General features: G+C 70.6%; 22 protein-coding genes. 18 read left to right on the top strand and 4 right to left on the bottom strand.

Going from position 1 to position 21,378, the window contains the following annotated elements:
- The first annotated feature begins 9 nt into the window (after positions 1-9).
- Genes IE231_RS01725 through IE231_RS01715 form a run of 3 tightly spaced genes read left to right on the top strand, consistent with a single transcriptional unit; the run spans position 10 to position 2,572 of the window.
- Positions 10-699 carry a DUF5998 family protein gene (locus tag IE231_RS01725; protein WP_229866426.1) on the top strand — a complete coding sequence of 230 codons (690 nt, stop codon included), beginning with the start codon at positions 10-12 and terminating at the stop codon, positions 697-699.
- A complete protein-coding gene (locus IE231_RS01720) occupies positions 700-1,923 on the top strand; it encodes an alkaline phosphatase family protein (protein WP_189692182.1) in 1,224 nt (407 codons plus the stop codon).
- On the top strand, positions 1,916-2,572 hold the full coding sequence (locus IE231_RS01715) for a thymidine kinase (RefSeq protein WP_189692181.1): 657 nt from the start codon (positions 1,916-1,918) through the stop codon (positions 2,570-2,572). The genes IE231_RS01720 and IE231_RS01715 overlap by 8 nt, the downstream gene beginning before the upstream one ends.
- 38 nt (positions 2,573-2,610) lie before the next feature.
- On the opposite strand, the gene sepH is transcribed toward IE231_RS01715, so the two are convergent.
- A complete protein-coding gene (sepH, locus tag IE231_RS01710; protein WP_306341550.1) occupies positions 2,611-3,918 on the bottom strand; it encodes a septation protein SepH in 1,308 nt (435 codons plus the stop codon).
- Positions 3,919-4,214: 296 nt separating this feature from the next.
- On the opposite strand from sepH, the gene IE231_RS01705 reads away from it, so the two are divergent.
- Entirely contained in the window at positions 4,215-4,514 is a 300-nt protein-coding gene (locus IE231_RS01705; RefSeq protein ID WP_189692179.1) for a DUF4193 domain-containing protein, read from the top strand.
- A gap of 121 nt (positions 4,515-4,635) precedes the next feature.
- Here the strand turns inward: IE231_RS01705 and IE231_RS01700 are convergent, their stop codons facing one another.
- Positions 4,636-5,127: a DUF3093 domain-containing protein gene (locus IE231_RS01700; RefSeq protein WP_189692178.1), complete on the bottom strand. Its 492-nt coding sequence runs from the start codon at positions 5,125-5,127 to the stop codon at positions 4,636-4,638.
- A gap of 75 nt (positions 5,128-5,202) precedes the next feature.
- On the opposite strand from IE231_RS01700, the gene dut reads away from it, so the two are divergent.
- From dut to IE231_RS01675, 6 genes are all read left to right on the top strand, one after another.
- Complete coding sequence (gene dut, locus IE231_RS01695; RefSeq protein ID WP_229866425.1) at positions 5,203-5,703, top strand: dUTP diphosphatase; 501 nt, start codon at positions 5,203-5,205, stop codon at positions 5,701-5,703.
- Between the two features lie 112 nt (positions 5,704-5,815).
- Complete coding sequence (locus IE231_RS01690) at positions 5,816-6,538, top strand: DUF3710 domain-containing protein (RefSeq protein WP_229866424.1); 723 nt, start codon at positions 5,816-5,818, stop codon at positions 6,536-6,538.
- A 10-nt stretch (positions 6,539-6,548) separates the two neighbouring features.
- Positions 6,549-6,848 (top strand): OB-fold nucleic acid binding domain-containing protein, encoded by a 300-nt coding sequence (locus IE231_RS01685; protein WP_189692177.1) that lies wholly within the window; start codon positions 6,549-6,551, stop codon positions 6,846-6,848.
- A gap of 1 nt (position 6,849) precedes the next feature.
- Positions 6,850-7,569 (top strand): DUF3159 domain-containing protein, encoded by a 720-nt coding sequence (locus IE231_RS01680; RefSeq protein WP_229866423.1) that lies wholly within the window; start codon positions 6,850-6,852, stop codon positions 7,567-7,569.
- 68 nt (positions 7,570-7,637) lie between these two features.
- Positions 7,638-7,769, top strand: coding sequence for a hypothetical protein (locus IE231_RS18395; RefSeq protein ID WP_255429827.1), 132 nt, complete (start codon positions 7,638-7,640; stop codon positions 7,767-7,769).
- Positions 7,745-8,104 (top strand): hypothetical protein, encoded by a 360-nt coding sequence (locus IE231_RS01675; RefSeq protein WP_189692175.1) that lies wholly within the window; start codon positions 7,745-7,747, stop codon positions 8,102-8,104. Before IE231_RS18395 ends, IE231_RS01675 begins: the two co-directional genes overlap by 25 nt.
- Positions 8,105-8,118: 14 nt before the next feature.
- Here the strand turns inward: IE231_RS01675 and IE231_RS01670 are convergent, their stop codons facing one another.
- Both IE231_RS01670 and IE231_RS01665 read right to left on the bottom strand, forming a co-directional pair.
- Positions 8,119-8,841, bottom strand: a complete 723-nt coding sequence (locus tag IE231_RS01670; RefSeq protein ID WP_189692174.1) for a potassium channel family protein — start codon at positions 8,839-8,841, stop codon at positions 8,119-8,121.
- Positions 8,842-9,513, bottom strand: coding sequence for a potassium channel family protein (locus IE231_RS01665; RefSeq protein ID WP_189692173.1), 672 nt, complete (start codon positions 9,511-9,513; stop codon positions 8,842-8,844).
- Between the two features lie 56 nt (positions 9,514-9,569).
- Here IE231_RS01665 and IE231_RS01660 point away from each other — a divergent pair, with 56 nt between their 5' ends.
- The 8 genes from IE231_RS01660 to IE231_RS01625 all read left to right on the top strand — a co-directional run bounded on the left by IE231_RS01660 (position 9,570) and on the right by IE231_RS01625 (position 21,290).
- Complete coding sequence (locus IE231_RS01660; protein WP_189692172.1) at positions 9,570-11,543, top strand: APC family permease; 1,974 nt, start codon at positions 9,570-9,572, stop codon at positions 11,541-11,543.
- Positions 11,540-12,910, top strand: a complete 1,371-nt coding sequence (locus IE231_RS01655; protein WP_229866422.1) for a class I SAM-dependent RNA methyltransferase — start codon at positions 11,540-11,542, stop codon at positions 12,908-12,910. The genes IE231_RS01660 and IE231_RS01655 overlap by 4 nt, the downstream gene beginning before the upstream one ends.
- Positions 12,911-13,036: 126 nt before the next feature.
- Positions 13,037-15,874, top strand: coding sequence for an aconitate hydratase (locus IE231_RS01650; RefSeq protein WP_189692171.1), 2,838 nt, complete (start codon positions 13,037-13,039; stop codon positions 15,872-15,874).
- A 141-nt stretch (positions 15,875-16,015) separates the two neighbouring features.
- Positions 16,016-18,067 (top strand): 1-deoxy-D-xylulose-5-phosphate synthase, encoded by a 2,052-nt coding sequence (gene dxs / locus IE231_RS01645; RefSeq protein WP_189692170.1) that lies wholly within the window; start codon positions 16,016-16,018, stop codon positions 18,065-18,067.
- The gene (locus IE231_RS01640) at positions 18,064-18,642 is read left to right on the top strand and encodes a ribonuclease FAU-1 family protein (protein WP_189692169.1); all 579 of its coding nucleotides are present in this window, start codon (positions 18,064-18,066) and stop codon (positions 18,640-18,642) included. Before dxs ends, IE231_RS01640 begins: the two co-directional genes overlap by 4 nt.
- Positions 18,639-19,196 (top strand): hypothetical protein, encoded by a 558-nt coding sequence (locus tag IE231_RS01635; protein ID WP_189692168.1) that lies wholly within the window; start codon positions 18,639-18,641, stop codon positions 19,194-19,196. Before IE231_RS01640 ends, IE231_RS01635 begins: the two co-directional genes overlap by 4 nt.
- A gap of 21 nt (positions 19,197-19,217) precedes the next feature.
- Positions 19,218-20,195, top strand: coding sequence for an aldo/keto reductase (locus IE231_RS01630; protein WP_189692167.1), 978 nt, complete (start codon positions 19,218-19,220; stop codon positions 20,193-20,195).
- A gap of 24 nt (positions 20,196-20,219) precedes the next feature.
- Entirely contained in the window at positions 20,220-21,290 is a 1,071-nt protein-coding gene (locus IE231_RS01625) for a nucleoside hydrolase (protein WP_229866421.1), read from the top strand.
- The last annotated feature ends 88 nt before the right edge of the window (positions 21,291-21,378 follow it).

Below are 21,378 nucleotides of genomic sequence, written 5' to 3'. Positions count from 1 at the left end.
ATGGCGCCCATGAGCCACAACCCGTCCGGGTCACCCGCAGGCCAGCAGCGCACATCGGAGAGGGAGAGCCTCGCAGCGGCACTCGAGAGGACAGGCTTCTACCCGATCCTCGTGGGCGACGTCGTCGCGGATGCCCTTGACGGGCGCCCCCCGGTGGCCCACCTGACACACCTCGAGACACACTTCGAGCGATCCGAGGTGCGCAGGCACGTCACCGTCCTCGCCCTCACGGAGGACATGCTCGTGGTCACCCACGTGGACGAGGCACCGCTGGACGAGGCGGGCAGCCGGATGGCTGCCCAGGTCTCCACCGAATCCGTGCCGCTCGCGCAGATCGCCACGGTGGTGCTGTCCTATGTGTACGCCCAGCCGGCCGACTACTCGCCCGGCGACCCGGTGCGGGAGGTGACGCTTGCCATCGCGTGGAGCGGCGGCCAGCGCCTCGACATCCTGCCGGCCGGCTGCGGCGACCCGCAGTGCGAGGCGGACCACGGCTACACCGGCACTGTGGCGCAGGAGGACCTCGTGCTGCGGATCAGCGCCGACGCGGACGGGCCCCGCGCCGTCGACGCCGCCAAGCACTTCGCCCGGCTCCTCCGCTCGGTGAGCATCGGCTCTCGGCCCCTTTCCCCTGCGCCGACGAGGCCGCGTCTGGGCGGACTCGCTTCCAGGACGCTGCGCGGCCACGGTGGCCGCTAGATGGCGGCCCCTGCTCCCACGGCGAAGCCCGGCCCGGCCCTGCCTCCTCCGCCTGCATTCGGCACCCGCACCGTCGCGGAGCTCCTGCCCTCCTGCGCCGCGGCGCTCGGCGCCGAGGGGTTCGCCAACCCGCTGAGGATTCCCGAGTCCTCACGGATCTGCCTCGTCATGGTGGACGGCCTCGGCAGGAACCTCCTCGCCAAGCGGACGGCGCACACCCCGTTCCTGCGCGAGAAGCTCGGGCAGGCCCAGGGCCCGATCCCGGACATGCTCGACGCCGCCTTCCCCAGCACCACCGCGGCTTCCCTCGCGAGCCTCGGCACCGGCGTCCCCCCAGGACAGCACGGCATGGTCGGGTACGACGTCTACGCGCCCCACCTCGACCGGGTGGTCAACCAGCTCAACGGCTGGGATCCGGACGTGGACCCCCAGCGCTGGCAGCCGTGCCCCACCGTGTTCGAGCGCATTCATCCGCAGATCCACGTTGCGACGGTGAGCCTGCCGCAGTTCGAGGGCTCCGCCATGACGCGTGCCGCGCTGCGCGGCGGCGAGTTCATCGGAGCCGGGACGCTCCATGCGCGCACGACGGCGGTCTCCGCCGCCATGGCGTCGCACCCCCGCATGCTGGCCTACTTCTACCTCAACGAGCTCGACAAGGCGGGCCACCAGTACGGCTGGAGCTCGGGGGAGTGGGAGCAGGCGCTCGAGGAAGTCGACTCGTCCCTGCGCCGCCTGGACTCCCAACTGCCCGCGGGCACACTCGTGCTCGTGGTGGGCGATCACGGCATGGTGGACGTCGTCCCGTCACGGCGGATCGACATCGGCTCCGATCCGGAGCTGGTCCGCGGGGTACGGCACACCGCCGGCGAGCCTCGAATGGTCCACCTCCACGTGGAGGACGCTGCGGCTGACGGCGCGGTCGCGGCCGTCGCCGCACGCTGGGAGAACCGCTTCGGCGCCGAGGCGTGGATCCTCACGCGGCGCGAGGCGATCGAGCGGGGCATGTTCGGCCCGGTCGTCACCGAGCGCGTCCACGGCCGCATCGGGGACCTCCTCGTCGCCGTCCATGGGGACCTGGCGCTGTACGACGGCAGGCGCGTGCGACCGCAGGCGTTCGAGATGGTGGGCCAGCACGGCTCATGGACGAAGGCCGAGCGGCAGGTGCCGTTGGTCGCGTTCCGGGCCCGCGGCAGGATCCAGGGCAAGCGGGGCAGACGTGGCTGAGCTCGTGTTCTTCACCGGCACGATGGACAGCGGCAAGTCCACCCTGGCCCTCCAGATGGACTACAACCACCGTGCTGGCGGCCGGAAGGGGCTCCTCTTCACGAGCCATGACCGCTCCGGCGAGGCCGTCATCACGAGCAGGCTGGGCCTGAGCACCCCGGCGATCGAGGTGGGGCCGGAGTCGAGCTTCTGGGACGAGGTCGTGCGCCGCCGCACGCACGCGAAGGAGGTGGACTACCTCATCTGCGACGAGGCCCAGTTCTACCGCGCCGGCCAGATCGACGAGCTGGCACGCGTCGTCGATGAGCTGGGTGTGGACGTCTACGCGTTCGGGATCGGCACCGACTTCCGTGCGCGCCTGTTCGAGGGATCGGCCCGGCTCGTGGAACTCGCGGACCGCGTCGAGACGCTCCAGGTGCCTACCCTCTGCTGGTGCGGGCGCCGCGCAACCCACAATGCGAGGACGGTAGAGGGGCAGATGGTCCTCACGGGGGAGCAGATCGTGGTCGCCGACGTCACGGGACACGCCCGTGAGGAGGTGGCGGTCGGGTACGAGACGCTCTGCCGGCGCCACTATATGGCCGGCCGCACCGCGGCGTCCGCTCGCGTCATGGGCGAGGGGGAACAGCTGCTGCCCTTCGGGGAGTAGGCCGAGGCTGCCCCGCCGGAGGGCGGGCGACGGGGAGGCTAGTCTCCCTTGGTGCCGAAGACGATCTCGTCCCAGCTGGGTACCGAAGACCGCTTGGCACGTGAAGGACGCTTGGGCTCCGGCGCGGCGGGCCGCGAGGGACCGGCCGGCCGCCGGGCCTCCTCGTGCCCCCCGCTGCCCGTCTCCGCTGCGCTGCGGGTGTCCGCATTGCTGGTGCTGTTCTGGGGGCTGTCCTGCGGGTCGCCATCCTGCTGCGGCCTCGCGGGGGGGACAACGGTGATCTGGCGGGTCTCGCCGCTGAGGCCGGGGCGGAGCGTGAGGTGAGGGTCATCGCCGTCGTGCATCCGCGGAGACAGCCGCGAGAGCAGCGAGGTGATGCCTCCGCGCGGCGGCGTCAGCGGTTCGGATTCGGCGTGCTCACGCGGCCCCTCGGACTGGTCGTGCAACTGGGCGTTCGCGGGCTCAGGGCCCTGTTCCGGCTCGACCTCCGCTGGCCGCGGATGGGCTGCAGGGATGCCGTGGGTGAGCAGGAGCGCGAGCGCGTCGTCGCCGTCCTCATCCACTCCGAGCCGCTGCCCGCGCCTCGCCCTGAGCATGTCCAGCAGTTCCGACTCCGGGTCCACGGGGGCAGAAGCGGCCGGGACGGGCCGTGCGGCCTCGGCCGCCTCGACGTCGAAGGGGCGGTCCACCACCGCGGAGAGCCGGCGGCGCGGCGCCGGTCCTTCCAGCGGCTCGAGCTCGCTGAGCTGCTGTGCCCATCGGTTGGCATTCGTGATGGTGCGGTGCACCGGATGGAACGTCCACATCGCGGGGGGCTCCTCGCCGATGGACGACGGCGCGTTCTCGGGCCGCGCGAAGCGGGCCACGACCGTCCACTGTCCGTCGGGGCGGCGCCACGAGTCCCATTCCACGCTGTTTGCCGGGACGCCGTACAGCGAGAGCCGGTACGCCGCCATCTCCCCGAGCGTGGCCGCCCCGTCGAGATGGGGTCCCCTGAGCGCGTCCTGGTTGGGAAGTGTGCCGGGAACCTCCACCGCCTGTGCCCGGCGCGCCATGTGCTCGCGTTCGGCGAGGACGGGACCCTCGAAGCGCTGGACGCGGGCAAGCGGGACCCCGGAGGACTCCGCGACCTCCTGCGCGGTTGCACCGGCGCGGATCTCGGCCTGGATCTGGCGTGGCGTCATGGCCCCGTCGCGACTGCCGGGAGCAGATGCGGGACGCTGGGGCGCAGGGCGGGAGACGGCGCGGCGGAGCGCCTCGTCGAGCGGGAGGCGGAAGACATCGCCATTCGGAGCACTGACCAGGAGGTGGGCGCCGTCCTCATGCACTCCCACCAGGCGCAGCACGCGCGCCTGATCCTGCTGACCCTGCGCTTGATCCTGCATCGACGCCCTCCAGCTTGCTCTAGATCTCCAGTAGAACTGTGCCATTGGCGGCGCGGAATCGGGCGCTATGCGCGCGGTGTGCCGCGATTTGCGCCAATGCTCGTGACGGGAATGTTCCGGGACGGAGTGGCGTTTTCTCTCCGCTTGGGGAACAATCTCCCCGTCACTGGGCACAAAACGGGGGCCGAGTGCGTTGGAGTGGACTACGTGGAATGCCACGTGACATGGCTAGCTTGACGGAGCGTGAACGAGAAACTATGGCGACCGACTACGATGCGCCGCGCAAGAACGAGGAAGAGCTCAACGAGGATTCGATCGAGGAGCTGAAGACCCGCCGCACCGACAAGCAGTCTGCTTCGGTGGACGAAGACGAGGCGGAGGCCGCGGACAGCTACGAGCTGCCCGGCGCCGACCTCTCGGGCGAGGAACTCCTGGTGCGCGTGCTGCCGGCCCAGGCCGACGAGTTCACATGCGCCTCCTGCTTCCTGGTCCGCCACCGCTCGCAGATTGCGCGTGAGAAGAACGGACTCCTCTATTGCAAGGAATGCGAGGGCTGAGCCGAGGCTCCGCCCATCCGCGCCACGACGGCGGCCCAGGTGCATGAGGCACCACGGCCGCCGTTTTCGTGTCCTCCGGACGCCCGAATGCCAAGGCGCGTGCGCATCCCGCGCGTGCGGATCACGCCGTGCGGGACGATTCGGCCAGGGCCGCGACGAGCTTGTCGGGGTGGCGGCTCGAGACGAGCCAGTACGGCGTGCGGTCGTCCGGGTCGGTGAGTTCGACCCGCACCACGGGGGAGATCCAGCCGCGCAGGCACAGGTAGGCGAGCCCGTTGAGCCGCGGGCCCCGCTCGGCGGTCGCCTCCTCGCCACGGAAGGCCTCGACGCGGCCCGCGAACTCGAGCGGGAGTGTCGCACGGCCTGCCTGGAAGGTCCTTGCGGTCACCCTGACCACCGGTGTGGAGGCGATGAGCGCCCCGCCGAGGACGATGAAGATCACGACGGCCGCGGTGTAGCCGGCGGCGAGGGTGATGGGGGCGAAGACGAGGATCCCCGCCGCCGACACTCCGATCGCGACGACCCACACCCACAAGGAGGGCCAGAGCCGCTCGGAATAGAGGACGGGATCGGCGGTTCCCGCGCGGGAGGCGGGAGTCGTGGGCTCAGGCATGGCACAAGCTTCTACCCCGCATCCCGCCGGGACCAAACCGGCAAGGTGGCGGCGCGGGCCACTACAGTGGTGCGGGTGAATGGCCAGCAGCAGACAGTCCCCGCCCACGAGGCGCTCTGGGAGCCGACGCTCGTCGTCGAGCTGAAGATGCTCGACGACGGGCTCGAGCCGCCGTCCTACGCCCACCCGGGCGACGCGGGCGCCGACCTCAGGGCGCGCGTCGACGTCACCCTGGCGCCGGGGGAGCGGGCGCTCGTGCCCACCGGCGTGAGCATCGCGCTGCCGTTCGGCTACGTGGCCCTGATCCACCCCCGCTCGGGTCTCGCCACGCGGCACGGACTCACCGTGGTCAATGCGCCCGGAACCGTCGACGCCGGGTACCGCGGCGAGATCGCGGTCACCCTGCTGAACACCGACTCGCGCGCGACCCTCGAGCTCCGCCGCGGCGATAGAATCGCACAGATGGTGATCCAGCGTGTCGAGCACGCACGGTTCGTCACCGTCCCGGAACTGTCCGGTTCTGTGCGCGGCACGGGCGGGTTCGGCTCGACCGGCGGATTCACCGCCAACGCGTGATCCGACCCCGGTAGGTCACGCATCGGGAGCGCAGCGCCGCCTGCGTCCCGAACCGGGCAACGGCCCCGGGGCAGCGCAGCCGGCACAGCACCGGCACGAGTAAGGAGTTTGAGTGGCACTGTTCGGACGCGGCAAGAACGCCAAGCTGACCTCGGAGGATCCCTCCGTGCTCGGCCAGCCCGCGCAGAGGCGGAGCGAGCCGGACAAGAGCGGCTACGGCCGGCCGCAGAAGGGCCCGTTCGACGCGAGCGAGGCCAGCACCGACGTCGGATACGTGGACCTCGGCGCCATCCTCGTGCGCCCGGTGGACGGGGTGCAGCTGCGGCTCGAGCTCGAGGAGGCGACCCAGCGCGTCGTCGCGGTCACGATCGACCTCAACGGCTCGAACCTCCAGCTCCAGGCCTTCGCTGCGCCGCGCTCCGAGGGGCTGTGGGGTGAGATCCGGGCCCAGATCGCACAGTCGGTGGCCAGCCAGGGCGGGATGGTCGAGGAGACAGAAGGCAGCTTCGGGCCCGAGCTCATCGCGCGGCTGCCCGCCGATGCCTCCGGGGAGCGGCGCAGCTACCGGGCGGCCCGTTTCATGGGCGTCGACGGCCCGCGCTGGTTCCTCCGCGGCGTGCTGGGCGGCCCTGCCGCCGAGAGCCACGAGGCGGCAGCCGAGCTCGAAGACCTGTTCCGCCACGTCGTGGTGGACCGCGGCGAATCCCCGCTGCCGCCGCGGGAGCTCCTGCCCCTGCGCATCCCGGTCGAGGCGGCGCCGCACGAGAACGGCCACGCGCACCCCGAGGCGCCTGAGGCGCCCGAGCGGGGACCGGAGATCACCCATCTTGGCTGAGGCGGCCGGCATGGTCCGCCTCGAGGGCTTCGGCGGCCTGCCCGAGCGTGGACGCGTGTCCGGCGAGGGCATCGTCCGTTCGCTGACCTACGTGCCGTCGTACGAGGCTCCACGCCTCACGGCCGTGGTCGAGGACGAGGCGTCGCTCCCGGGCCGCGGCCCGGCACTGTCCCTCGTGTGGCTCGGGCGGCGCAGGCTCAGCGGTGTGAATGCCGGGACGCGGCTGCGCTTCTCGGGCATGCTCGCACACTTCCACGGCGTGCCGACCATCTACAATCCCCGCTACGAGATCCTGGCCCAGGAGGACTGACGTGAGCGCATCCGACGGCGCCCCGGAGCCGGGCGGCACCCCGCAGGAGTCTCCGAGCGCGGCAGAGCTCGCCGGGGCCTACGCCGCCAAGGCCGGCCTCCAGCGGCACGACGACGGCCGGATCGACGCGCTGCGCAGCGCCGGCGGCGTGCGCGGCCTGCTCGAGAGCATCCTGCCGGGGCTCGTCTTCCTCGTCACCTTCACCGTCGTGCAGGACCTCGTGCTCGCGGCGGTGCTGTCCCTCGCAGTCGCCGCGGTGTTCGTCGTCGTGCGCCTCGTGGGGCGCACGCCGCCCACCCAGGCGTTCGCGGGCGTGGTCGGCGTCGGGGTCTCCGCAGCGCTGGCACTCTTCACCGGGCGGGCCGAGAACTTCTACCTCTCCGGCTTCTTCACGAACGCCGGGTACATCGTGGCCCTCGCGGTGTCGATCCTGGCGAAGTGGCCCCTCATGGGCGTGCTCTTCGGCTTCCTCCGGAACGAGGGGCTGCACTGGCGGCAGGACCGCATGAGAGCGCGCCAGTACGCCCTCGGCACGTGGATCATGGTGGCCGTGCTCGCCCTGCGACTGCTCGTGCAGGTGCCCCTGTACTTCATGGGCGACGCCGGTCTGGTCGCCTTGGGTGCCACTCGTCTGATCATGGGTGTGCCGCTGTACGCGCTCGGCCTGTGGATCGCGTGGCTCGTCACGCGCCCGGTCCCCCGGGGAGCGGCCTCGGCCTGAGCTGGGGTCCCATGAGGTCAGGCCAGTTGGCCCTATCTGGGGCCCTGCGGCACACCTAGCCTTCAGCCATGGAGAACAAGGGCCTGCGCATGGTCTTCCCGATCTTCCTCGGCGTCCTCATTGCTGTTCTCGTCGGTTACCCGTCGTCCACCCGCTCGCCACGGGAGCGCTCACGGTGGCCGTCTTCTACCTCGGCGTGAACGCCTTCTACCCCGAGCCGATCGGGCAGAGCTACGCGACGTGGCTGCGAACCACGAGCCTGAGCGGCACTGCGGTCGCCGTCGCCCTGCTTGTCGCGAGCCTCGCGATGGGCCGCATCTCGTCCGCCGGCGCGAACGCACTCCTTGTCAGCGGGGTGTTCGCGCTGATTGCTGGCGTGGCGCCCGCGGCGATGGCTGGGGAGCAGGCCGTCGTCTTCATCGCCCTTGCCGTGGCACTCCTCGTCGTGCTGTTCGTCGGATACCGGCGCTTCGCGGGACGGGGCACGAAGAGGCCGACGGGCATCCCTCCGGTGCCGCCGGCACCCGCAGCCTGAGGACCGCGGGAGGCTCAGCCGTCGAAGGCGTCGTCCTCGTCCTCGGCGGGAACGGGCAGCTCCCTCTCGGGGCGATCGCCCTGCGGGGCGAGCAGCGCCCTGAGCTCGTCCTCCGCGGCGATCGTGGAGATGAAGAACAGCTCGTCCCGGTGATCCATCACATCGTCCCGGCTCGGAGCGATGGGCTTCTGGTCGCGCAGGATGGCCACGAGGGTGCAGTCCGCCGGCCAGGGAACCTGCCCCACGGTCTTGCCCACCACGGCCGAGTCGGCAGGGACGGTGAACTCGACGAGCGAGGCGACACCTGTCTGGAGCGTCATGAGGCGGACCACGTCGCCGATCTCGACAGCCTCCTCGACGAGGGCAGTCATGAGGCGGGGCGTGTTGACCGCCACGTCGACGCCCCACGCGCCGTCGAACATCCAGTCGTTCTTCGGGTTGTTGACGCGCCCGACCGTGCGGCCCACGCCGAACTCGGTCTTGGCCAGGAGCGAGACCACCAGGTTGACCTTGTCGTCGCCGGACGCGGAGACCACGACGTCCGCTTCGTCGACGCGGGCCTCCTTGAGCGTCGAGAGCTCGCAGGCGTCGCCGATGAGCCACTTGGCGCCCCGCAGCCCGCTGCGCCCGATGACTTCGGGCTTGGGGTCGATGAGGAGGACCTCGTGGCGGTGGGCCAGCAGCTCGCGCGCGATGGAACTGCCGACGCTGCCGGCCCCGGCGATGATGACCTTCACTTACGCCTCCTTGACGGGCGGAGCGGAGAGGATGCGGGAGACCTCGGCGGCATCGGAGATGTCCATCATGACGTGGACGGCGTCGCCCTCCTGGTACGCCGTGCCGGCCGTGGGCAGCATGCCCTCGCCGAAGCGGGTCACGTATGCGACGCGGACGCGGGCGGCGCGCTCGACGGCGGCCAAGGGGTGCCCGAGCCACGTCGGGTCGAGCGTGACCTCTGTCAGGACGAGCCGGCCTGACGGCTCGCGGTAGTCCCCGGCCACCCCTGACTCGGGGAGGATGCGGCGCAGGACCTGGTCGGCGCTCCAGCGGACTGCGGCCACGGTGGGGATGCCCAGCCGCTGGTAGATCTCGGCCCGGCCCGGGTCGTAGATGCGCGCCACGACGTGCTGGACGTGGAACGTCTCGCGTGCCACCCGGGTGGCGAGGATGTTCGAGTTGTCCCCGCTGGAGACGGCGGCGAAGGCGTATGCCTCCTCGATGCCGGCCTGCTTCAGGGTGTCGCGGTCGAACCCGACCCCGGTGACCTTGCGGCCGGAGAAGGTCCGGCGAAGGCGGCGGAAGGCGCGGTCGTCCTGGTCGATGATGGCCACTGAGTGGCCCGAGTCCTCCAGGGTGTGGGCCAGCGTGACGCCGACGCGTCCGCAGCCCATGATCACGTAGTGCGCCATGGGCCCCAATGTACCGCGCGATGACACCGCCCGCGGTTGTCGCATAACGTGTCAGGGTGCTGACGATTCTGAACTCGGTCAAGCGCGTGGTCGTCGGGCGCGCGCTGCGCAACGACCGGCTCACGCACACGCTGCTGCCCAAGCGCATCGCGCTGCCGATCTTCGCCTCCGACGCACTCTCGTCCGTGGCGTACGCGCCGGACGAGATCCTGCTCACCCTGGCCTTGGCCGGAGTCTCCGCGGTGACCCTGTCCCCGCTGGTGGGTCTCGCCGTGATGCTCGTCCTCATCACGGTGGTGGCCTCCTACCGCCAGAACGTGCACGCCTATCCTTCCGGCGGCGGCGACTACGAGATCGCGACCGAGAACCTGGGCCGCTTCGCCGGCCTGACCGTGGCGAGCGCGCTGCTCGTCGACTACGTGCTCACCGTAGCCGTGTCGATCTCCTCCGCCGCGACCTACCTCACGACGGCGGTGCCCTCGCTGCACGGCACGCAGGCGCTCATCGCGGTGCTCGCCGTCGTGGTGCTCGCCCTCGTCAACCTGCGCGGCATCCGCGAGGCGGGAACGGTCTTCGCGGTGCCGACCTATCTGTTCATGGTCTCGATCCTGGGCATGACCGCGGTGGGGGTCGTGCAATGGCTCACCGGCACGCTCCGGCCGTCCCAGAGCGCGGACCTGACGATCGTCGCCGCCCCCGAGTTCGACCAGGGGATCGTGGGCGTCGCCGGTGCCTTCCTGCTCCTGCGCGCGTTCTCCTCCGGCGCGGCGGCGCTCACCGGGGTCGAGGCGATCAGCAACGGCGTGCCCAACTTCAAGCCGCCCAAGAGCAGGAACGCGGCCACGACGCTCCTCTTGCTGGGAGCCGTCGCCGCCTCGATGCTCGCGGGGATCATCTTCCTGGCCAACGCCACACGCGTTCACCTTGTGCAGGACCCCGCGACCGAGCTCCTCAAGGACGGTAGGCCGCTCGACAGCGGCTACGTCCAGACCCCCGTGATCGGGCAGATCGCCGACTCCGTCTTCGGCGCCGGCAGCATCCCGTTCTACATCGTGGTCGCGGCGACCGGCGTCATCCTCGTGTTCGCCTCCAACACGGCGTTCAACGGGTTCCCGGTGCTCGGCTCGATCCTGGCCCAGGACGGGTACCTCCCGCGCCAGCTGCGCACCCGTGGCGACCGGCTCGCGTTCAGCAACGGCGTGCTCGCGCTCGCCGCGGGCGCGATCGTGCTCATCATCGCGTTCGACGCCGAGGTCACACGCCTCATCCAGCTGTACATCGTCGGCGTGTTCGTCTCCTTCACGATGAGCCAGCTCGGAATGATCCGGCACTGGACGCGCGAGCTGCGGCGGGTCAAGGACCGTGCGGTGCGGGTGCGCATGCAGCGCTCGAGGGTCATCAACACGATCGGCCTGGCCATGACGGCTACCGTCCTGGTAATCGTGCTCATCACCAAGTTCCTGCTCGGGGCCTGGATCGCGATCCTGGCGATGTTCGTCATCTTCCTCATCATGTGGAGCATCCACGCCCACTACTCCAACGTGGCCAGGGAACTCGCGGTGGGCGACGACGTCGCCGCCCGCGCACTGCCGAGCCGGGTCCACGCGGTGCTGCTCGTCTCCCACGTCCGCAAGCCGGTGCTGCGGGCCCTCGCCTACGCGCGGGCGTCGCGGCCCTCGCAGCTCGACGCGGTCACCGTGGACATCAGCCCGGAGGAGACCGCCCAGACGGTGGCCGACTGGGACAAGCTCGAGATACCGGTCCCGCTCACGGTCCTGGCCAGCCCCTACCGCGAGACGGTCACTCCGCTCATGGACTACATCCGGGGCATGCGCCGCGATTCGCCCCGCGACCTCATCGTCGTGTACATCCCCGAGTACGTCGTGGGGAAGTGGTGGGAGCAGCTCGTCCACAACCAGACGGCCCTGCGGATCAAGACCCGGCTCCACTTCGAGCCGGGGGTCATGGTGGCGTCGGTCCCGTGGCAGCTGAAGTCGAGCGAGGAAGCCAGGAGGCTGCAGGAGCTGTGAGCACCTCTGAGGGAGCCGGCGCCCCCGGCGGGACACTCGAGCTGCGCCTCGGGCCCGTTGCGCACGGCGGCCACATGGTGGCCCGGCACGAGGGGCGGGTGGTGTTCGTCCGGCACGGGATCCCGGGGGAGCTCGTGCGTGCCCAGCTGACGGACGCCGCGCCCGAGGCGAAGTTCTGGCGTGCCGACGTCGTGGAGGTCATTGAGCCCTCGCCCCATCGGCGCGAGCACGTGTGGAAGGCCGCCGACTCCCTCGTCGCGCACGCCCGAGGCGGCCTGCCGGTCGGCGGGGCGGAGTTCGGCCACATCGCCTTGGCGGAGCAGCGACGCCTCAAGGCCGAGGTCGTCCGGGAGCAGCTGGCGCGCCTCGCGGGAGTCGACGAGGGGCCCGGGCACGACGTCGAGGTCGAGGCAGTCTCCCTGCTGCCGGGCACGGACGACGACGGCGGCGGCCTCGCGTGGCGGACCCGCTGCAGCTTCGCGGTCACTGCAGGCGGCCGCCTTGCCATGCACGCGCACCGCTCCGACGCCCTGGTCGCTGTCGAGCACATGCCGCTCGCGGTCCCGGAGATCAATGCGCTCCGGCTGTGGGACCTCGACCTCCACGGGATCGAGCGGATCGAGGTGGCCGCCCCCGCGTCGGGAACGGCGCCGCTCGCGGTCTTCACCCTCGGCGAGGGCGTCGCGCCGTCGCGCCTCACGGAGGTCCTTGCGGGCCTCGACTCCGCCGTGTCGGCCAGTGCCGTGGGCCCCGGTGCGGGCAGGGCACCCCTCACCGTACGCGGTCGCGGCTCCGTCACCGAGCACGTGCTCGGCCACCACTACACCGTCACGGGGGACGGCTTCTGGCAGATCCACCGGCGTGCCCCCGAGACGCTCGTCGGCGCAGCGATGGAGGCGCTCGACGGCGTCCTCAGCCCCGGTTCCCAGGTCGCGGACCTGTATGCCGGCGCAGGCCTCTTCACTGCGCCGCTCGCCTCGGCAGTGGGCCCTTCGGGCCACGTGCTCTCCGTGGAGGGGGCACCGGGGACGAGCCGCGACGCCCGCCGGACGTTCAAGCGGCAGCCGGAGGTCGCCGTCGTGCAGGGAAAGGTGGAACGCGTCCTGCGCCGGCACGGCGGCGCCGGCGCGTTCGACGCCGTCGTGCTCGATCCGCCGCGCGCTGGCGCGGGGCGCGAGGTGGTGCGACAGCTCATCGACATCGCGCCGCGCGCGGTGGCCTACGTCGCGTGCGATCCGGCGTCATTCGCCCGGGACCTGGGCTGGTTCAAGGGGGCCGGGTGGCGGCTCGAGAGCCTCCGCGCCTTCGACCTGTACCCGATGACCCATCATGTGGAGACGGTCGCCCTGCTGACCGCGCCCAGGTGAGGGGCCGCGGGTCTAGGATGGGGCCGATGGGATCTGCCTTCACGGAAGCCCTTGGTTAGGCATGCCTAACTAGCACGGCCTGCGAGGCCGGGACAAAGATGGCAGTGTTGCGAGAGGAGTCCTGCATTGAGCACTGTGGACAGCTTCGGAGCCAAAGGCGTCCTGAACGTCGGCGGAACCGAGTATGAAATTTTCCGGCTGAATTCTGTGGAAGGCGCCGACAGCCTCCCCTTCAGCCTCAAGGTCCTCCTGGAGAACCTGCTGCGCACCGAAGACGGTGCGAACATCACCGCGGAGCACATCCGCGCCCTCGCCGGCTGGGACCAGAACGCCCAGCCGAGCATCGAGATCCAGTTCACTCCCGCCCGCGTCATCATGCAGGACTTCACGGGCGTGCCCTGCGTCGTCGACCTCGCCACGATGCGCGAGGCCGTCAAGGAGCTCGGCGGTGACCCCACGCGCGTCAACCCGCTGGCCCCGGCCGAGCTCGTGATCGACCACTCGGTCCAGATCGACGTGTTCGGCAACGCCGGCGCGATCGAGCGCAACATGGAGATCGAGTACCAGCGCAACGGGGAGCGGTACCAGTTCCTGCGCTGGGGCCAGAGCGCGTTCGAGGACTTCAAGGTCGTCCCCCCGGGCATGGGCATCGTGCACCAGGTCAACATCGAGTACCTGGCCCGCACTGTGATGACCCGTGAGGTTGAGGGCAAGCTTCGCGCCTACCCCGACACCCTCGTCGGCACCGACTCCCACACCACCATGGTCAACGGCCTCGGTGTGCTGGGCTGGGGCGTCGGCGGCATCGAGGCCGAGGCTGCGATGCTCGGCCAGCCGGTCTCCATGCTCATCCCGCGCGTCGTCGGCTTCAAGCTCTCCGGCGAGATCCCCGCCGGCGCGACCGCCACCGACGTGGTCCTGACGATCACCGAGATGCTGCGCAAGCACGGCGTCGTCGGCAAGTTCGTCGAGTTCTACGGCGAAGGCGTGGCCGCCGTGCCGCTCGCCAACCGCGCGACCATCGGCAACATGAGCCCGGAGTTCGGCTCGACCGCCGCGATCTTCCCGATCGACGAGGTCACGCTTGACTACCTGCGCCTCACCGGCCGGCCGGAGGAGAACGTCGCCCTCGTCGAGGCGTACGCGAAGGAGCAGGGCCTCTGGCACGACGCGTCCCGCGAGCCGCGGTTCTCGGAGTACCTCGAGCTCGACCTCTCGACCGTGGTCCCCTCGATCTCCGGCCCGAAGCGTCCGCAGGACCGTATTGAGCTCTCCGACGCGAAGGACCAGTTCCGCAAGGACCTGTACAACTACGTCTCCATCAACAACGGCCACCCGAAGGCGGGCACCGTCGACGAGACGATCGACGAGTCGTTCCCGGCCTCCGACTCGCCGTCCACGACCCAGGCTGACAGCCATGTCGAGGACACGGCACGGCTGGCCAACCCGGTCGAGTCCGCCGCCTCCGGGGCCTTCGGCCGCCCGTCGGCGCCGAGCCACGTGAAGATGTCGGACGGGCGCGAGTTCGAGCTCGACCACGGCGCCGTCTCGATCGCCTCGATCACCTCGTGCACCAACACGTCCAACCCCTCGGTCATGCTCGCCGCCGCCGTGCTCGCGCGCAACGCCGTGAACAAGGGCCTGACCTCCAAGCCCTGGGTCAAGACCTCAGTCGCGCCCGGCTCCAAGGTGGTCACCGACTACTACGAGAAGTCCGGTCTCATCCCGTACCTGGAGAAGCTCGGCTTCTTCACGGTCGGCTACGGCTGCACCACGTGCATCGGCAACTCGGGGCCCCTCGAGGCCGAGATCTCGCAGGCCGTCCAGGACAATGACCTCTCGGTGACCGCGGTGCTCTCCGGCAACCGCAACTTCGAGGGCCGCATCAACCCGGACGTCAAGATGAACTACCTCGCGTCCCCGCCGCTCGTCATCGCCTATGCCCTCGCCGGCACCATGGACTTCGACTTCGAGACCGAGGCGCTCGGCCAGGACGCGGACGGCAACGACGTGTTCCTCAAGGACATCTGGCCGAACCCGACCGAGGTCCAGGAGGTCATGGACGCCTCGATCGACAAGGACATGTTCGTCAACTCGTACGCCACGATCTTCGATGGCGACGAGCGCTGGCAGTCCCTGCCCACGCCGACGGGTGACACCTTCGAGTGGGACGAGAAGTCCACCTACGTCCGCAAGCCCCCGTACTTCGAGGGCATGAAGGCGCAGCCGGAGCCCGTCACGGACATCTCGGGAGCGCGAGTGCTGCTCAAGCTCGGCGATTCCGTCACGACCGACCACATCTCCCCGGCCGGCTCCTTCAAGTCGGACACCCCGGCAGGCCAGTACCTTCTGGCCCACGGCGTGGAGCGCAAGGACTTCAACTCCTACGGCTCCCGCCGCGGCAACCACGAGGTGATGATCCGCGGCACCTTCGCGAACATCCGCATCAAGAACCAGCTGCTGGATGGCGTCGAGGGCGGTTTCACCAAGGACTTCAGCCAGGAGGGCGCACCCCAGGCCTACGTCTACGACGCCGCGATGAACTACCAGAAGGCCGGCACCCCGCTCGTGGTCATCGCGGGCAAGGAGTACGGCTCCGGCTCGTCCCGTGACTGGGCTGCCAAGGGCACCGCGCTCCTGGGCGTCAAGGCGGTCATCGCCGAGAGCTACGAGCGCATCCACCGCTCCAACCTCATCGGCATGGGCGTCCTGCCGCTGCAGTTCCCCGCCGGTGAGTCGGCGGCGACGCTCGGCCTGACCGGCAACGAGGTCTACTCGTTCGAGGGCATCACCGCCCTCAACGACGGCAGCACCCCGTCCACCGTGAAGGTCACTGCCACGGCGGAGGACGGGAGCGAGAAGTCCTTCGACGCCGTCGTGCGCATCGACACGCCCGGTGAGGCGGACTACTACCGCAACGGCGGCATCCTGCAGTACGTCCTGCGCCAGATCTCGGCGCACTGACGCTCTGGGGAGCAGCCACCGCTGAGTGAGCTGCGCGGAATCCGCGCACAGGGAGGGCCCTACCGCACGGTAGGGTCCTCCCTGCGTCCTAGGGTGCAGGCGTTACAGTGGTTCGTGCACGTTTCGAGCAAGGAGTCGCCCTTGGGCATCTTGGAGTCCATCGATTCTCCGAAGGACCTCGCCCGCCTCAGCGCTGGGCAGCTGGAGGACCTGGCCGAGGAGATCCGCCAGTTCCTCATCCGCAACGTCTCCCAGACGGGCGGCCACCTCGGCCCGAACCTCGGCGTCGTCGAGCTCACGCTCGCGCTGCACCGGGTCTTCGAGTCCCCGCGTGACAGCATCGTGTTCGACACGGGGCACCAGTCCTACGTCCACAAGCTCCTGACCGGGCGGAAGGACTTCTCGACCCTGCGGCAGCAGGGCGGCCTCTCGGGATACCCCTCGCGCTCCGAGAGCGAGCACGACATCGTCGAGTCGTCCCATGCCTCGGCGTCACTCTCCTGGGCTGACGGCATCTCCCGCGCCCGGGTGCTCACCGGCGAGGGCGACCGGTACACGGTGGTCGTGGTGGGCGACGGCGCCCTGACCGGCGGCATGGCGTGGGAGGCGCTGAACAACATCGCCGCGGGCAAGGACCGGCGCGTGGTGATCGTGGTCAACGACAACGGCCGGTCCTATGCACCGACCGTCGGTGGCTTCGCCGACTACCTTGCCTCCCTGCGCACGGCGATCGACAAGGTCCGCACCACCCCTGCCTACGAGGGCATGCTCGACATGGCGAAGCGACGCCTGCAGAACGGCGGTCCCTTCGGGCAGTTCGTCTACAAGGGCCTGCACGCCACCAAGAAGGGCATCAAGGACTGGTGGGCCCCTCAGGGCATGTTCGAGGATCTCGGCCTCAAGTACGTCGGCCCGGTGGACGGCCACGACCAGCGCACCCTCGAGGAGGCGCTCGCCACCGCGAAGAACTTCGCGGGCCCGGTGATCGTGCACGCCATCACCGAGAAGGGCCACGGCTACGCGCCGGCCCGCAACCACGAGGCGGATCAGTTCCACGCCGTGGGCGTGATCGACCCCGAGACGGGCCAGCCGACCGAGCCGGGATCGGGGGCCACCTGGACCTCGGTGTTCGCGGACGAGATCGCCGACATCGCCGACGAGCGCGAGGACGTCGTGGGCCTCACGGGCGCCATGCTCATCCCGGTGGGCCTGCACCGCTTCGCCGAGCGCCACCCGGACCGCGTCATCGATGTGGGCATCGCCGAGCAGCACGCGGTCGCGAGTGCCGCCGGCCTCGCCTTCGGTGGGCTCCATCCCGTCGTCGCGCTGTACGCGACGTTCCTCAACCGCGCCTACGACCAGCTGCTCATGGACGTGGCGCTGCACAGGGCGGGTGTGACCCTCGTGCTCGACCGCGCGGGCGTCACGGGCCCGGACGGCGCGAGCCACCACGGGCAGTGGGACATGGCGCTCGTCCAGAACGTTCCCGGCCTGCACCTGGCCGCGCCGCGCGACGCCGCGCGCCTGCGCGAGGAACTGCGCGAGGCGATCGCGGTCGACGACGCCCCCACGGTCGTGCGGTTCCCGAAGGGCACCGTGGGCCCAGACCTCCCGACGCTCGAGCGGCTCGACGACGGCGTGGACGTGCTCGCGCGGACCGGGCACAGCCCCTCCCATGACGCCGGTCCCGGCGCCTCCCCGGACCTCCCGGTGCACGGAGCGGGCGAGGGGAGCGGCGATGACGGGGCTGCGGGCCCGGACGTGCTCCTGGTGGCCGTGGGCTCGATGAGCCGGCTCGCGCTCGACGTGGCCCAGCGCCTGGACCACCAGGGCATCAGCTCGACAGTCGTGGACCCGCGGTGGGTGCTGCCCGTGCCCAAGAGCATCATCCGCCTCGCCGCGGCCCACCGCATCGTGGTGTGCCTCGAGGATGGAGTGCGCGCGGGCGGCGTCGGTTCGCGCATCCGACAGGAGATGCGCGCCGCTGGCGTGGACACGGCCCTGAACGAGGTGGGCCTGCCGGTGGAGTTCCTCGACCACGGCACGCGCTCCCAGGTGCTCGCCCGCGTCGGCCTCACGGGCCAGCAGGTGGCACACGACATCGTTGCCCAGGTACTCGGCACCAAGGTGCCGTTCGCGCGGCCGCTGCCGGGGCAGGCCGCTCCGACAACCGGCACGCTCCCGCAGCTGTGACGACGGCGGGCGAGGGGCCGCGGCCGGGGGAGCTCGTCGTCGCCCGCAACCGGAAGTGGGACGGAAGCCCTCACTGGGTAGTGCCCGGCTACGGGCTGGGCGAGGACGACCACGGCTGGTGGATCTACCAGGGCCGCGGCGAGTTCATCTCGCGCCCGGGGGCCGCGTTGCACACGCGCTCGGACGCCGTGCTGCTCGTGCCGCGCGAGGGCCGCTACGCCGTGACGTTCTACGACGACACCAATCCGGGTGACTTCAGGGTCTACGTCGACCTCGCGTGGGACCTCTCCTGGCGCCGCATCGGCGAACCGGCGGGCGAGGGCCACCCGGGTGTCGTCGAGTTCCACATGGTGGACATGGACCTCGATGTGATCCGGTCTGCGCGCCACGGCGTCTTCGTGGATGACGAGGACGAGTTCGCCGCGCACACCGAGACCATGGAATATCCGGCGGAGCTCGTCGCGGCGGTACGGGATGAGTGCGCCCGCCTCCACCTCGCCGTACGGGACGCGACGGGCCCGTTCGATGGCATCTCCGACGCCTGGCTGGCGCTCGGACGGAAGGAGCACACGTGAGCTACACACGCCTGTACCGCCGCACGGAGGGCGGGGACCTCGAGTTCCGCGAGGCATGGCACGACGAGGAGGCAGCCCAGTTCGTCGTGAACCACGGTGCCGTCGGTCACGTCTCGGCGACCAGCACGACAGACGACGTCGATGCTGCCGCCGCCGAGGGCCTCATGGACGCCTTCATGGCCCAGTGCGCCCAGGACGGCTACGAGGACCTGGGCAAGGCGGACCTGTGGCGCGTCGTGGCCCAGTTCGCCCTCAAGACCCGGGAGGGCACCGACCGGGACAGGCACCTTGAGCGACAGGCCGCCCAGGCCCTGTCATCGCACCTCGCGTGGCGCGGTCTCGGCACCGTCGACGGAAGCTCGATCGGTTCCGGGAAGCTGAACATCTTCACGACCTGCGTGGACCCGGGCAAGGCTGTGTCGGCGATCAAGACCTGCCTGCGCGGGGCCACGAGCGACTTCACGAAACTCACCGTCGCGGTCGCGCCGGCGACCGACCCCGAGGCCTTCAAGGTCAGGCACGCCCCTGCGGGCGCGAGGGGATTCTCCATCTGAACCGACGGGTAGTCTGGCACCATGACTGACTACCGCCGCCTCGGGCACTCCGGCCTGACCGTCTCGACCGTGGGCCTCGGGTGCAACAACCTGGGCCGGGCCAACACCCCGACCGAGACGCAGGAGGGCACCGACGCCGTCGTCCACGCCGCCATCGAGGCTGGCATCACGCTCTTCGACGTCGCAGACGTCTACGGCAGGACCCCGGGCCTGAGCGAGGAGATGCTCGGCCGCGCGCTCAAGGGCCGCCGCGACGACGTGGTGGTCGCCACCAAGTTCGGCATGGACATGCACGGTGCCAACGGCAACGACTTCGGCGCGCGCGGCTCGCGCCGATACATCCGCAAGGCCGTGGACGCCTCGCTCCGGCGGCTCGACACCGACTGGATCGACCTCTACCAGTACCACACGCCGGACACGCAGACGCCCATCGAGGAGACGCTCTCGGCGCTGGACGACCTCGTGCGCGAGGGCAAGGTGCGCTACATCGGCCACTCCAACCGCTCCGGGTGGCAGATCGCGGAGGCGGAGTTCGTGGCCCGCATGGGCGGACACACGCCGTTCATCTCGAGCCAGAACCACTACAACCTCCTCGACCGCCGCGCAGAGCTGGAGGTCACCGAGGCGGCCGAGGCCTACGGGCTCGGCGTCCTGCCGTACTTCCCGCTCGCCAACGGGCTGCTGACGGGCAAGTACTCGCGCGGGACCGCTCCGGAGGGCTCGCGCCTGTCCCACACGCGCACCAACCTGGTCCACGACGCCGACTGGGACCAGCTCGAGCGGTTCTCCGCCTTCGCCGAGGAACGCGGCCTCACCGAGCTCCAGGTGGCCTTCTCCTGGCTCGCCGCGCAGCCGTCCGTCGCGAGCGTCATCGCGGGGGCCACGAAGCCCGAGCAGATCCGGGAGAACGCGGAAGCCGCCTCGTGGGACCCGAGCCCGGAGGACCTCGCGGAGCTGGACGAGATCTTCCCGCGCACCCCGCGGATCGCCCTGTTCTGAGCCCGGACACCCGGTCTTCCGCACATGCACGACGCCGCGCGCCCAGTGCCGCACGAACCCCGCCGCGACCCTGTGGCCGTCCTCATGGACTGCGACACGGGGATCGACGACGCCCTCGCCCTGCTGTACCTGTGCAGCCAGCCCCACGTTGACCTTATGGCCGTCACGAGCACCCCGGGCAACGTCGACGCCGACCAGGTGGCCGCGAACAACCTCGCGCTCCTCCAGCTGTGCGGCCGAGGCGATGTGCCCGTGGCCATCGGGGCGAGGGCGCCTCTCGAGATCCCCCTCGTGACGACGCCCGAGACGCACGGGCCCCAGGGCATCGGCTACGCCCACCTCCCGCGGGCGCGCCGCACACCCGAGGCGGGTGACGCCGTCGATCTGTGGATCGAGCAGGCCCGCGCGCGGCCCGGCGAGCTCACGGCGCTCATCACGGCGCCCCTGACCAACTTCGCCCTCGCCCTGCGGGCCGAGCCCCGACTGCCCGAGCTGCTCGCCGGCGTCGTGATCATGGGCGGCGCCTACTACTACCAGGGCAACACGACGCCCACCGCCGAGTGGAACACACACGTTGACCCCCACGCGGCGGCCGAGGTGTTCGCGGCGTTCGCCGGGCGCCCCGAGGACCGCCTGCCGGTCGTGTGCGCCCTCGAGACAACCGAGCGCATCGAGATGCATCCGGAGCATCTGGCCGCCCTCGCCGAGGCGGCCGGATGCGCCGAGCCCGAGCTCGTCCTGCCCGAGCAGGCCGAGGGTACGCGGAGCGGCGCGTCCAACCAGCTCGTGCGGACTGTGAGTGACATGCTGCGGTTCTACTTCGAGTTCCACCGCCACTACGACCAGGGCTACGTGGCCCACGTCCACGACTACTTTGCCGCGAGCGTCGCGGCCGGAACGGCGCGCTACTCCACCCGCTCCGCCGCCGTCCACGTCGAGACCGCCGCTCCGCGGCTCCTCGGCACCACCGTCGCGGACTATCGCGGACTGTGGGGCGAACCGGCCAGCGCACAGATCGTGAGCGACAACCGTCCGGCGGAGGCCTTCGACGAACTCGTGCGCTCGCTCGGGGCGCTTGCCCGCCGCGTGGGCTAGAATCTGCTGTGCGTCGGGCCCGTCCGGCGTACGCCGAGGTGACATAGGCGGAACGGCAGAACATCCAGAAGCCACGCAAAGGAACGCG

The organism is Sinomonas cellulolyticus, assembly GCF_014656475.1.
Taxonomy (GTDB): Bacteria; Actinomycetota; Actinomycetes; order Actinomycetales; family Micrococcaceae; genus Sinomonas; species Sinomonas cellulolyticus.
The sequence above is the reverse complement of the archived record's forward strand: the minus strand, read 5'-3'. Positions and strand labels throughout refer to the sequence as shown.